11 protein-coding genes and 1 pseudogene are annotated in these 14,077 nt (G+C 25.7%); 2 read left to right on the plus strand and 10 right to left on the minus strand.

Annotated elements, in window-relative coordinates:
- Positions 1 to 3 precede the first annotated feature (3 nt).
- Complete coding sequence (tuf, locus tag EXC47_RS03305) at positions 4 to 1,194, minus strand: elongation factor Tu (RefSeq protein WP_129647105.1); 1,191 nt, start codon at positions 1,192 to 1,194, stop codon at positions 4 to 6.
- Between the two features lie 280 nt (positions 1,195 to 1,474).
- On the opposite strand from tuf, the gene eno reads away from it, so the two are divergent.
- Complete coding sequence (gene eno, locus EXC47_RS03310; protein WP_129647107.1) at positions 1,475 to 2,842, plus strand: phosphopyruvate hydratase; 1,368 nt, start codon at positions 1,475 to 1,477, stop codon at positions 2,840 to 2,842.
- A gap of 54 nt (positions 2,843 to 2,896) precedes the next feature.
- Here the strand turns inward: eno and EXC47_RS03315 are convergent, their stop codons facing one another.
- The 6 genes and pseudogenes from EXC47_RS03315 to EXC47_RS03340 all read right to left on the minus strand — a co-directional run bounded on the left by EXC47_RS03315 (position 2,897) and on the right by EXC47_RS03340 (position 9,014).
- Complete coding sequence (locus EXC47_RS03315; protein WP_129647109.1) at positions 2,897 to 3,253, minus strand: hypothetical protein; 357 nt, start codon at positions 3,251 to 3,253, stop codon at positions 2,897 to 2,899.
- A gap of 132 nt (positions 3,254 to 3,385) precedes the next feature.
- Positions 3,386 to 3,724: a hypothetical protein gene (locus EXC47_RS03320; RefSeq protein ID WP_129647111.1), complete on the minus strand. Its 339-nt coding sequence runs from the start codon at positions 3,722 to 3,724 to the stop codon at positions 3,386 to 3,388.
- Positions 3,725 to 3,766: 42 nt separating this feature from the next.
- On the minus strand, positions 3,767 to 4,165 hold the full coding sequence (locus tag EXC47_RS03325; protein ID WP_129647113.1) for a hypothetical protein: 399 nt from the start codon (positions 4,163 to 4,165) through the stop codon (positions 3,767 to 3,769).
- A gap of 87 nt (positions 4,166 to 4,252) precedes the next feature.
- A complete protein-coding gene (locus tag EXC47_RS03330) occupies positions 4,253 to 4,486 on the minus strand; it encodes a DUF2188 domain-containing protein (protein ID WP_129647115.1) in 234 nt (77 codons plus the stop codon).
- A 492-nt stretch (positions 4,487 to 4,978) separates the two neighbouring features.
- Positions 4,979 to 7,250 (minus strand): annotated as a pseudogene (gene secA, locus EXC47_RS03335) (preprotein translocase subunit SecA); the annotation flags it as partial.
- A gap of 561 nt (positions 7,251 to 7,811) precedes the next feature.
- On the minus strand, positions 7,812 to 9,014 hold the full coding sequence (locus EXC47_RS03340) for an Mbov_0401 family ICE element transposase-like protein (RefSeq protein ID WP_129647119.1): 1,203 nt from the start codon (positions 9,012 to 9,014) through the stop codon (positions 7,812 to 7,814).
- A gap of 61 nt (positions 9,015 to 9,075) precedes the next feature.
- Between EXC47_RS03340 and EXC47_RS03345 the strand changes: the two genes are divergently transcribed.
- Positions 9,076 to 10,047 (plus strand): Abi family protein, encoded by a 972-nt coding sequence (locus tag EXC47_RS03345; protein ID WP_129647121.1) that lies wholly within the window; start codon positions 9,076 to 9,078, stop codon positions 10,045 to 10,047.
- A gap of 756 nt (positions 10,048 to 10,803) precedes the next feature.
- Here the strand turns inward: EXC47_RS03345 and EXC47_RS03920 are convergent.
- The 3 genes from EXC47_RS03920 to EXC47_RS03355 all read right to left on the minus strand — a co-directional run bounded on the left by EXC47_RS03920 (position 10,804) and on the right by EXC47_RS03355 (position 14,035).
- Positions 10,804 to 10,956: a hypothetical protein gene (locus EXC47_RS03920; RefSeq protein ID WP_165255963.1), complete on the minus strand. Its 153-nt coding sequence runs from the start codon at positions 10,954 to 10,956 to the stop codon at positions 10,804 to 10,806.
- Positions 10,957 to 10,968: 12 nt separating this feature from the next.
- Positions 10,969 to 11,712 (minus strand): type II toxin-antitoxin system death-on-curing family toxin, encoded by a 744-nt coding sequence (locus EXC47_RS03350; RefSeq protein ID WP_129647123.1) that lies wholly within the window; start codon positions 11,710 to 11,712, stop codon positions 10,969 to 10,971.
- 460 nt (positions 11,713 to 12,172) lie between these two features.
- Positions 12,173 to 14,035, minus strand: a complete 1,863-nt coding sequence (locus tag EXC47_RS03355) for a hypothetical protein (RefSeq protein ID WP_129647125.1) — start codon at positions 14,033 to 14,035, stop codon at positions 12,173 to 12,175.
- Positions 14,036 to 14,077: the final 42 nt, after the last annotated feature.

The raw sequence follows: 14,077 nt of genomic DNA on the forward strand, positions 1-14,077 counted from the left end.
TTATTATTTAATAATTTTTGTTACGTTACCGTAACCAACTGTTCTACCACCTTCACGGATTGAGAACTTAGTTCCTTCTTCAACAGCGATAGGAGCGATTAATTTAACTGTTAAGTTAACATTTTCACCTGGTGTAACCATTTCACGACCAGCTTCAAATTCTAATCCACCTGTAACGTCTGTTGTACGGAAGTAGAATTGTGGTTTATAGTTTTTAAAGAATGGTGTGTGACGTCCACCTTCTTCTTTTGATAAAACATAAATTGCAGCTTCAAATTCTGTATGAGGAATAATAGAACCTGGTTTAGCTAAAACTTGTCCACGTTCAATAGCAGATCTTTCAACACCACGTAATAATAAACCTGCATTATCACCAGCTAGAACTTCTTTTAAGTTCTTTCTGAACATTTCCATACCTGTAACAACAGTTTTCTTTGTGTCTTTAAGACCAACAATTTCAACTTCTTCGTTTAATGTTAATCTACCACGTTCAACACGACCTGTAGCAACTGTACCACGACCTTGAATTGTGAAAACGTCTTCAACAGCCATTAAGAAAGGTTTGTCAAATTCTTTAACAGGTGTTTCGATTCATGAGTCAACAGCACCCATTAATTCCATAATAGCACCTTCTCATTGTGCGTTACCATCTAAAGCTTGTTTAGCTGAACCACGGATAACTGGTGTATTGTCACCATCAAAACCGTATTTGCTTAATAATTCACGGATTTCCATTTCAACAAGATCTAACATTTCAGCATCTTCTGGTTTGATCATGTCACATTTGTTTAAGAAAACAACCATTTTTGGAACACCAACTTGTTTTGAAAGTAAGATGTGTTCTTTTGTTTGAGGCATAGCACCATCTGTTGCAGCAACAACTAAGATAGCACCATCCATTTGAGCAGCACCTGTAATCATGTTTTTGATGTAGTCAGCGTGACCAGGACAGTCAACGTGTGCATAGTGACGAGCTTCTGTTTGATATTCGATGTGTGATGTATTAATTGTTATACCACGTGCTTTTTCTTCAGGAGCGTTATCGATTGATGCGTAATCTCTAGCTTCTGATAAACCTTTTTTTGCTAATACTGTAGCAATAGCAGCTGTTAATGTTGTTTTACCGTGGTCAACGTGACCAATTGTACCAATATTAACATGTTCTTTGCTACGGTCAAAATCTAATTTAGCCATATTAATTTCCTTTCGATTAATAAATTGTATTTTAGCGCTAAAACCAACCAATGTGTAGCCTTACAACTACATCCTGTCCATCTACTATTTATTAATTAAATAGCGATTATATTTTATCAAAAAAATATTAAAAAATAAATATATTACTTTTAGTAATTATTATTAAATATTAAAAACATTTCCTTAAATTACATAAAAATGCATTTTTAGCTTTTGAAATAATAAAAGTATATTTTATAATTATGTTATTAATAATTAAATTTTAAATATAGGAGAAAAAATGGCAATTATTGAAAAAATTCACGCACGTGAAATTTTAGACTCACGTGGTAATCCAACTGTTCAAGTTGAAGTATGAACAGATTTAGGAGTATGTGGAATAGCTAATGTTCCATCTGGAGCAAGTACAGGTACTAGAGAAGCTCTTGAATTAAGAGATAAAGGTACAAAATACGAAAATAACTGATTTGGTGGAAAAGGTGTTATGACAGCTGTTGATCATGTTAACAATGACATAGCTCCAGTTATTGAAGGGATGAGTGTTTTTGATCAACGTTTAATTGACTTAACAATGATCGAATTAGACGGAACAGAAACAAAAAGCAAATTAGGTGCTAATGCAATTTTAGGTGTTTCATTAGCTGTTGCAAGAGCAGCTGCAGAAGAATTACAAATACCTCTTTATAGATATATTGGTGGTACAAATGCACACATTTTACCTTTACCAATGTTAAATGTTATGAATGGTGGAGCACACGCTTCAAATACTGTAGACTTCCAAGAATTTATGATTATGCCTGTTGGTGCAAAAACATTTAGAGAATCATTACAAATGGCTAACTTTGTTTTCCATAATTTAGCAAAATTACTTAAAAAAGATGGTCATGGAACACAAGTTGGTGATGAAGGTGGATTTGCACCTGACTTGAAGAGTCATGAAGAAGTTTTAGATTACTTAATAGCTGCAATTAAAGCTTCAGGTTACACACCTGCTACTGAGGGTGAAGGTGCAGTTGCAATTGCTATGGATGCTGCATGTAGTGAAATATATGACGAAAAAACAAAAACATATACATTTAAAAAATTAAAAGCTGCTATTGAAGAAAAACGTCCAGGTTTTGAACATTTAACAGATGTTAAATTAGAATATACAACAGATGAAATGATTGATTACTTCGGAAGATTAATCGATAAATATCCAATTGTTTCTATTGAAGACGGTTTAGCTGAAAGTGATTGAGAAGGTTTTGCAAAAATGACAGCAAGATTTGGTCACAAGGTTCAAATTGTTGGTGATGACTTAACAGTTACAAACCCTAAATTACTTGAAAAAGCAATTGAAAATAAATCAATGAATGCAATTTTAATTAAATTGAACCAAATTGGTACTTTAACAGAAACTTTAGATGCTATAAATAAAGCTCAAAAAGCAAATATGACAGCTGTTGTTTCACATCGTTCAGGTGAAACAGAAGATACAACATTAGCTGATTTAGCTGTTGCATTAAATACAAGTCAAATTAAAACAGGTTCAATGTCAAGAACAGATAGAATTGCTAAATACAATAGATTATTGCAAATTGAAGAAGAATTAGGACCTCAATCAGAATTCGAAGGTGCAAAAGCTTTTTATAATACAAAAAAATAATAAAATTAATAAATAAAAAAAACAATAGTTTTAAAGCTCTTGTTTTTTTATTTATTAATTAGCATTTTCTTTTTTTAGAAGAAGAGCACAACCAATTAATGAGAAAAGTGGACCGAAAAAGAATCCTACAATCATTAATATTCTTGCTGTTGTGTCATTTGCTTTAATTGTAATAATAATATTTACCACAAATGCTGCTATAGAAATAATACTAAACATTATTCAAAGAAAAACACCAACAGCACCAATACCAACTGCAGTAGCTACTGCTTCTTCTGAACTAAAGCCACTTCCATAAGCAACTGATCCTGCAACTGCAGCAGCACTTAAAGAAATAAGAACGATAGGAATAATTCCAGAAAGAAGTGATAAAATATTGTTAATTAAACCTGATATTCATAAACGTTTCATTTTTTCTCCTTTTTTAAAAAGTAATAAACTCAAAAATCAGTAAAAGTTATTTATATTTAAGAGTTACAATATCATTTTATTTTTTTTTTTTTTTGAAGAAAAATGTTAATTTTTTTTAAAAAAAAGAAGGTTTTACTCTTCTTTCTTAATTTTTTTTGATTCTAACTTAGAATAAGTATCATACATTAACATTGACGCTATAATTGAAAATATGCTTCCGAATACAAATGATAATATAAATAATATTAAAGGTGTTTCATATTTTCTAGATTTAACCATTAATATTGTATTTAGGATAATAGTAGCAGTTTGTAATGGAAGAAGAATAACTAATATAAATGAAGAAGTTATTTCTTTGGAAAACGCTAAAAATATTCCTTTTAAATAATCATCAGGATTAGATCCTAAATTTATTCATGGTAAAATAACAAATAAAAATATAAATAATATAATTGCAAAAATAATATTCACAATTAATGTTGCTAATGAAAGTTTTTTTATGATAAAACCCTTCTATTGCTGAATAGCATTTTTCGCAAGCTCTTCTTTTTTAAAATTATTATATAAAATTGCAGAAGCAACTATAGCTAATATTGTACTTATTAAAATTGATAATATAAATAATATTAATGTTGTTTCGTTTTCTCTTGTTTTTACCATTAAAATAAAATTAAGAATTAACACAGCTAATTTTAATGGAACAAATACAAATCAAAATAAAAAAATTGATGAATTACTAAATAAAACAAGTCTATATATATTTTCTATTTCTTTTTCAGTATTATTTCCACCATAAAAATTAGAAGGTAATGATGAAATAAGTAATGCTGGAAAAATAATTACAAAATACATTAAAACAAATGAAATGAATATTATATTTAAAATCATTGTTGCAAGTGATAAACGTTTCATAATCCTCCTTTTAAAAATACATATTAATTATATTTTTATTTTTACAAAAAATAAAAAAAACTATGTAAAAAATACATAGTTATAAAATTACTTTTTAGACTTATTATTAATGCTTGCTCTAACTTGACCAGTTGTTCTATGAATTAAAACAGAACCTTCGTGTTTTTTACTTAATTCATTAGCAAAGTCAATAGCTTCTTTTTGTGTTTTAAAAAGTTTTGTAGCTTTTGCATTTCCAGCACCTTTAACTTGTCATAAGTCATCTTTTGGTGTTACATGTCAAACTGTAGTTTGTTTTTCTTTTTTATCTAAAGCACCCATTTTATACTCCTTTTTGAAATTTATTTAATTATATTTTATTTTAAAATTAACAAATAAAAAAAGTTCGGAATTCCGAACTGTTTCGCCATTAAAGTTATACCTCAATGTCGGCTCAATAAAATAATAACATAAATTATTCATTTTTTTCAAGCTCTTCTAATAATTTTTTTTGATCTTCTATTATTACATCTTCAACTAAAATTTTTGAATTTAAAGCTTCTTCTCTAATTTTTGCTTCTTCAAGCTCTCTTTGTTTTCTTTCTTCTTCAAGTTTTTTAGAATTTTCTTCAATTTTATTTTTTATACCAAAATAAATTTCTAGTAATTTATCCTCTTTTTCTCTTTGAGTTAAGCTATCATTCATTAATAAAGTAGAATTAATTTGCTGTCAAACAGGATCCATTGCTATTTCTTTTGTAATTCTTGTAGGGAATCCTTCTCTATCATCAAAAATAGTTTTCATAGTATCTAAGGCGATATTATCTAACATTTCTTGAAATTTTTTACTTCCATCTTCTGTATAAACTTGATAAGGATTTTTTTGTGAATATTGTACTAAATTAGTGTGAGATCTAAGTTTATCCATTGTATCAATGTGGTTTTGTCAATATCTATCAATTATTTTTAATACAATGCTTTTTTCATAATTGCTTGTAAATTTTTGATCTGTTTTACTTATAACATTTTCTCTTCAAATTAAATAAGTATCTAATAAAAATTTTTCTAAAAATTCTGAAATTTCGCTATCACTATATTTTTTTACATCCTCAATACTTAAATTATTATCAGTACCATGCCCAAGTATATTATTGTTTATATAATCTACAAATTTTTTGTAATTAAAATGATGTTTAACTTCTCTAAATTCATTAAGAGAAGAAATATTTTTTGCAGAACTTATAATCATTCTTTTTATTATGTAATTAATATCGTCATTAACTAAAATTAAATCTCTTTGTGCATAAAAAAGATCTCTTTGTTGACGGATAACATCATCGTAATGTAAAACACTTTTACGACTATCATAATTAAAACCTTCAATTTTTTTCTGTGCATGATTAAATCCAAATTGTAAGTTTTTATTTGTTACCTCTGAATCACCTTCATTCTTAAAACTTTCTTTAAATTCTTCATAATTTGAAAATCTTCTCATTAATTGATCATCAATTGATACATAAAATTTAGAAGTGCCAGGATCGCCTTGACGTCCTGAACGACCTCTTAATTGATTATCTATTCTTCTTGATTCTGCTTTATCTGTTCCTAAAACATATAAGCCACCTAATTCAAGTGCTTCTTTTGAAGGTTTAATATCTGTTCCACGACCTGCCATATTTGTAGCTATCGTAACAGCTTTAATTTGACCTGCTTTAGAAATAATTTCAGCTTCAGAAGCATTTTGTTTTGCGTTTAAAACAGTATGCGGTATTTCTGATTTAATAAGTAGTTTTGAAACAATTTCTGAATCTTCAATTTGTGCTGTTCCTACTAAAACTGGTTGTCCTTTTTTATACAACTCTTTAACTTTTTCGACAACTGCTTTTCATTTAGCTTCACTTGAGGCAAATATAGCATCTGGTAAATCTTGTCTTAAAATAGGTTTATTTGTAGGAACAACATTCACCCTCATGTTATAAATATCTATAAATTCTTGTTCTTCGGTTTTTGCGGTACCAGTCATACCACATAACTTATCAAACATACGGAAAAAGTTTTGATAAGTTATAGTTGCTAGTGTTTTTGTTTCAGGTTCAATTTCAACAAACTCTTTAGCTTGCAAAGCTTGTTGTAATCCTTCAGAATAAGAACGACCTTCCATTATACGCCCGGTGAAAGCATCTACTAATTCAATTTTGCCGTTTCTTACAATATATTCAACGTTATTTTTCATAACCATATTTGCTCTTAAAGCATTTTGAATTCTATGAACAAGTTCACTATTTTCAATATCATATAAGCTTCTAATATTAAAAAATGCATTTGCTTTCTGCACACCATTATAAGTTAAAGAAATAGCTTTTGATTCCTCATCTATTTCATAATCTTCTTCTTTTAAGGTATTAACAAATTGATTTGCTGCAATATAAGTGTTAGCATCTTCTCCTTGACCACCTGAAATAATTAAGGGTGTTTTAGCTTCATCAATTAAAATAGAATCAGCTTCATCAATTAAGCAAAAATTTAATCCTCTTTGTACTTTATCTTCTAGTGAAGGAGACATATTATCTCTTAAATAATCAAAACCAAGTTCAGAATGGACTGAATAAGTAATATCAGCTGCATAAGCTTCTCTTTTTAAAATTGTACTTAAATTAGCTTTATTGATACCAACTGATAAACCTAAAAAGTTAAAAACTTGACCCATTTCTTCAGCATCACGCTCTGAAAGGTATTCATTAACTGTTGATACAATAGCACCTTTTCCACTTAAAGCGTTTAAATAAACAGGTGCTATTGATGTAATAGTTTTACCTTCTCCAGTTTTCATTTCAGCTATACTACTTTGATCTAAAAGTAACCCACCTATCATTTGAACATCATAAGGTCTTTTTCCTAAAACTCTTTTTGTAGCTTCACGACATACAGCAAAAGCTTCAGCTCTAATACTTTCTAATTTTTCTCCATTTTTAATTCTGGCTCTAAATTGGTTTGTCTTATTCTTTAATTCATCATTTGTTAATTTAGAAATTAAACTTTCAAATTTATTAATTTTTTTAATTTCTTTTTCTGCTATTTTCATTTCTGTAGATTTAAATAAGTTCATAATTAATATTTTATAATAAATATTAATTTATTTTTTTATATAGCTAAATTAAATTTTTTCTATAAAAAATAACTTTTTACCAAAAAATCTTTTTTATAGTATTTTAAATAAAAAAAATAGGGGGATAGAAATTTAAGTAGGTTAATCTACATTTTTCTTTATTATAGCATATTCTATTTGTTAAAAGAAGAAATTTCACCATATTAGCTCTATTAATTGTTTTTATTATGCTATTAAAACAAGTTTTAATAGCGTTTCATCTTCAAATGTGGTTAATATCCGCTTGCGTTTATCACGCAATGCGGTAGTGGTGGTCGTGTTATTGATTTTCTTTTGGGTTTGGAGGTCTTCAAATCAAAATAGAGCTACTTTAATCATTTAGAGATTTCCCAATCATAATAATAAATTCATTGTCTGGAGGTCCTTCTACTGGTAAAAAAATACCTTGCCTGTATAAGAAAAAAAGCAATATATTATTCTAATATATTTATCTTGCGCATAACACGTGCGCACGAGAGAAAACAAAGAAAAGGAGTACAAATTGTCCCTAGGTAAAAATAATTAGAAGTATTTATGATAGCTTTGGGTGGCTCATAAAATAGGTTCATAATATATTTTGATATTAAACTCATTAATAATTGATTTAAAATCAATAAAATGATAATTATTATTGTTGTTTAATTTAATAAAGTTAAAAATGGTATTTAATGAAAATGTAGAGTATCTCTTCTTATAGATTGATTTATATAAACTAACAGAACTTTCGCTTTGTGCGGTTATCTCATTAATATAGAATTCAAATTTAGGGCAATTATTTTCAATAAATTTTATAAAACTTATAATTGCTGTTTTTATAGATTTCCTAGAAAAGTTTAAATTTAAAAGATAATTTAATTTATTGATAAAAACTTTCTTATTTTTAATTGATTCTTTTAATCAATCTTTAACCAACTTATTATTAATAATTAGTTTTTCTTTAATTTTATTGTTTAATACAAAAACAGGTTTTTTAAAAATATCATTAAATCTTTTAACAAAATGAAAATAATCGTAAATATGATTAGCTTTTAATAATTTAGCTAATATTTTAAAATATTTAGCACCATCACTTAAAAGATATAATTTGGTGTTTTTACCTATAAAATAGTATTTTTCAATTAATTTTTTAATTAATTCTGCTCTTGAATTATTTGTTATTTTTTCATTATCATTGCTACTATAAACTTCATATGTGTAAATAGGTTTTTGATTTGTGTCTGAAAATAATTTAATTATTTTAGTGTTTGTTTTATATACCTTATTTTTATATCTTGTTTTATCATAGCAATCGTCAATAGAAATGTAAATTTTATTAGCTAATGATTTTTCTATATTATTATTTTCATCACTTTTAAATAAATCAAACTTTTTAGAATAGTATTTACATAAATTTCAACTAATATTTGCATATCTATTTCTTATTAATCCGCAGAACATTTTAAATGTATCTAATATTAGTTTAAGGTCATATTTCTTTTTAAATAAGTATTTATATTTTTCTGGGTAATAAGTTATATATTCTTTATTTTTACCTTTAAAATAGTAATATTGGTAAATTATAAATACATATATTTTTTTGTCTTGTCCTACAATTTTTCTGGTTATTTTTTTATTAATAGATCATTTTAGTCGTTTTCTTTCATTTGAATTTTTAAATTCTTCTGATAATTGTGTTATTTCATCAGCTGATAGCTTATTAATGTATTCAATATCGTTTATTTTCATTTATACCTCTAATTAAATTCTAATTTAATTAGTTTAAATTATTTTTAATATAATAGTTAATATGAATAAAAAAATTAAAACTATATTAACAACTGATGAACAAATTAATTTACTTGAAGAATGAGGTTTAAAGTGAGAAGATGATTATTCTAGAAATATTCTTAAAATTTACCTAAAAAACTATGGTTATAAACATATTGTTTATTCGTGAAAACCTTATACTTTTATAAATAAAAGTGGTATTAATAAAAAAGTTGATAGTCTTGTTAAATCAAAAAATTTTATTCAACTTTTTAATTTTGATAGAAAAATAGCAAAATTCGTTTTAACAAATATACAAAATATAGAAATTAAATTTAGAAATTCTATATTAAATGCTGTAAAACTATATTTGGATAAATTAAATATTGAAGAAGTTATTAAAAATAAATTAAATAATATGCAAATTTTTAATTGATCTATAAGTGAATTATTAATTTTTTTTAAAAAAAGTATTAATAAAAATAAAAATATAACCAGTTTTATTGAAGAACTAAAAAATAAAATATCTAATTTTTCTAATATTTATTTATGAGATATTTTACATAAAACATCTTTTGGCGAATTGATAAGATTTTATTCATTTTTAAAAAATGAAATAAAAGAACTTGTTTTAAAACATTTTCAAGACATAATTCCATTTTTAAGCATTAATATCGAACAATTATTAATATTAATGAAAATATTTAAAAAAATAAGAAATGTTATTTGTCATAACGATATATTAATAAGATTTAAACATTCTTTACCAAATAAAAAAAATTCTAATTTCAATGAAATAAATAATTTTTTTATAAATAATTCATTAAAAATTAATATGGGTAAAAAAATTAAAATTATGGATGTAATAAAAATAATTTCTTTTTTTAATAAATATTCAGGTATTAAAAAATCATTATACGATATAATAATTGAAACATTTAATTCAGAAATTAATACAAATTTATTTAATAAAAAAATAATACAAAAAATAAAAGATGATATTAATTTTTAATTTTACTTTTCTATTTTATTTTTTTAATATATAATTTATTACGCATGGAACATAGGCGCTTTTAGAAATTAAAAGATGGTTTGTACCTATGTTAAAAGAGATTGTTTAATCTCTCGGGACATTACTATTCATATAGTTTTGTCTCTTTTTATTTTATTAGTTTGTTTAGTGTATAATTAACTCATACATAGATTACTTTAAAAGTATATTGTGCTTATCCACAAATGCTAATAGCTGGGCTCTATGTAGTATTTATTAACGGTACAGCTATAAGAAAAAAATCAGGATAAGATTAGAAGGCTATTATTAGCTTTCTTTTTATTTTTTGATATATAATAAATATGTAAGGAACAGAGCCCGTACTTATAACAATGTTATAAGGTGGAGAGCCGCTCTGTTAAATAGAAGGAATTTGTTAATCAAATAAACTTCTAGGGAAAAAGACAGCGATGCTGACACTATTCCCATTTTTTTATAATAATTAATTTATGCAAATAAAAAAGAAAGCTAATTTAAAGCTTTCTTAAATTAATAAGTTTTAAATAGCCAACAACAGCCCCCATCGTAGTAAACGATAGCTACAATTATTTTATTAATGTGAGGCCGAGCTAGCAAGTCGGTTGTTCCACTTAATTAAAATTCTCACATTTACATTTTATCATATATTTTAATTATTGATAGTTATGTTTATCGCTATTTTATCACCGTTTTTATCGCTACTATTTGTTTTAAGTACGATAAATAGTGGTGATATTTTTACATTTTTTCTAATGCTTTCATTATTCTTTTGACTTCATCATATGTACCGTGTTTTTTAAAAAAATCATCCATACTTAAATTAGCAAAGTCTTTTTCTTTTCTTTCAAAAAAAGCATCATCTAATTTTGTTGAGTAATTCTTGTTATACATAAGTCTCCTTTTTTAGTATCGTATGATAATATTATCTTTTAATCAATTATATATTTCTTGTTTTACTATTAAATGTCTTTCATTTATACTTTTATCACTATAATTAATAATTATATCATTTAAGCATTTTTCTAAAAACTTACCATTTTCACTTTTTGTATCAATTAAATTATTAATATCATTTTTAGTAAAATTTCTATTTTGTAATTTTGTAACAAATGAATAAATCAAATACTCATTATTTGAGTAATTTGTATCAAATAATTTTGAACTAACAAATTGAGTTTTTTCAGTTCATTTTAAATAAAATCCTAGATATCTTAATAGCATGTTTAAAAACATAAATGAAAATCTTTTATTACCATTTTTTAATTTATGACTTTGTAATATACAAATAAATAGTTTAGATATAAAATCAATTATATCTTTTATTTCTTCATAAATACAAATATTAACCATAGAACTTAAAAAAGTATCATTATTATCTCTATATTCGAAATCATCTTTATTAGTTTTATTATTTTTAGATATTTCAAATGTTTTATTTAGAGTGTTTTCTATTATTTTTTCAATTTCATCAGGATTATTAAAGTTTAAAACTTTAATATTTATATCTATTTTTTCTAATGTATTTGAAAAACGAGAATTAAAATAAACTTTATTGCCTTTTATATGAAATAATGAATTTTTGTACTTTTTAAAAAAGTTTTCAAAATCGTTATATTCTTTATCAGATAGAACAAGTTCTAAAACCATAAACTGTCTCCTTGATTATTATAATTTTATAACAATATATTTGCTAATTCAATTTTCTCTTAATATTTTGTGTATTTTAAGGGATAAAATCATTAGTAAGGGAAAATATATATTAAAAACTTTTACACCTTTAAAATAGGTGTATTGGGTAAATTAGTTAAAATAAAAAATAAAAATTAGTCTAATAGCTATATTACAACCGACCAATTTAATTTTTATCGTTCTCATATTATTTTAATGTGCCCGAGATAGGAGAAGGTAATATCTTATTCACACTTTTATTTTATCATATTAAATAAAAAAATCAACTGTTAATGTCTCATACCAGACCAGTTGCAATGAAGTATGACCAATTATTTTAATGTGCCCGGCTCAGGAGAGTTGTATGCTCTAATCACGATATTATTATAACATAAAGTAATTAATATAAAACTGTACGATAAATTCGTACAGTTATTTTTTATATTTCGTCTATATTTACTTTATCTTTATCTGGATTTAGTCAATATTCGTTAAATTGAGCACTTGTTACATCTTTTGCTCTAATGTCATAAATATCAAGTAAGTTTTTATCTAAATTACCATTAATTTTAACAATTGAATTTTGAAGGAAATTTTTAAGTTTGGTTTTAGCACTAATCATTTTTGCTTGGTCGCTTGCATTTTGTTCTAGTTTTTCAATTTTTCCAAAAACAGGTTCGTAAAATTCTTTATAAAACGCTTTTTTAAAGTTTCATACTTTTTTTGGGGTTAAGTTTGTGTTTGCGGGTGCTTCATCAAATTCAAAACTTTCTTCTTGATTAATAACATAGTTTAAAGGCATTATAAATTTGTTGTATAAGTTTAAGGCAAATGTATAGAATTGCCTTTGGTTTGAAGCTTGTATATGGTTTGTTCTACCTAATCTTTGACTTTCAGTTCATTCATCGTAGAAATAGTGCTTATTGCCTGATTCATCAATGTAGTTTAAGTAAATTGTAGGGTCTAGGATTTTTTTAATAGATCTATTTAACATATTTAATAAGTCAGAAAAACCGTTTTCGTATTGGTTTGCTTTGTAGAATTCTTGAAGTTTAGTATTGTTAGGGTCGTCAAGTTGTTCTAAAAAGGGTTTGTCGTCGTTTTTAGATAGCATAGAAAGGACTAGTTTAAAGTGTAGGTAATATTTTAGGACTTTGAGCGAACTGCTTGTTATATTTGAATTTTGAATGGGTTTAAATGGGGCAAGAATGATGAAGTTGTTGTAGAAATCTTGCGGGGTTCAGCGTTTTTCGCTAGAAGATTGAAAATGTGGGGGGAATGTACCAATGTACATTTCTGATATTGAATAATTAGAAGAAACATATTTATCAAAAGGGAATTGTTGGTTATATCAGTGATTTACATATTCAGGATCAGTAACAGCTTTATTAGCCACTGGATTTAAAGCTAAAAGTTTTTTAGTTTTATCATTTTTATCAAATTTTACTCTTTCTTGAATAAAATGTCTATCTAATCTTTCATAAAAGTTTTTTGATACTTTATACATATCAGAATAACTTATTTTTGGGTTAATGCTTTCTCTTGTTAAATATGGATAAGAGTTATTTCAATCTGCATCATCCGCACTAACTGCATCCTTAATTTCAGATTCAGTTTTATTGAAATCAAGAGGTCAAAGACCGTGATACATTGTAGCATATACTGTTTTTTGAGCGTAAAAGTCTTCAAAAACTTCAATAATATCGTCAAGATTGTATGTTAAACTGTCTCTTCATTTAATACCCAGTCTCATTGTTTCATATGAAGTATTTATAAAAGCTTCTGATTTAGGGTCAAAAAGTTTTTTTAGTCTATTGTTTAAATTTTCTTTAATAGAATCAGCTTGTAAAATGTAATCGTAATATTTTTTAATGCCCGAATAATACATCATTGCGGTTGAATGCTTAAAAATAAATGAATGTTTATCAGGTAGCTTTTGATAAGCTTTTGTTTCAGGAATAAAACTTATAAAAGTTCCTGTTTCATTGAAAACTTTGGGGTTGTTATCCAACATTGCTTTTTCTGTGTAAATATCGGTAAAGTTATTAATAACCTCTAGTGCGTTTGTTTTTGGGCTTTTATCTTCATTAGGTTTAGGGTCTGTTGATTCAGTTGGTGGTTTAGGAGTTTCAGTTGGGTTTGCAGGTGTTGAAGGTTCTGGATTTTCTTTGTCTTTTTCGCCTTCTCTTTTGCCAACTAAAATAAGATTTACTCTTTCTAAACAAGAAGCTGATATAATTGGAAGTGCTAGTAAAGGAGTAGCAATTATTCCTGCTAGCTTACGCAATTTTATGCTTTTCATAAATTTAATTTTCCTTTCATTTAGTATTTATATTTTAATTAA

The organism is Mycoplasmopsis maculosa (assembly GCF_900660665.1).
Lineage (GTDB): Bacteria > Bacillota_I > Bacilli_A > Mycoplasmatales > Metamycoplasmataceae > Mycoplasmopsis > Mycoplasmopsis maculosa.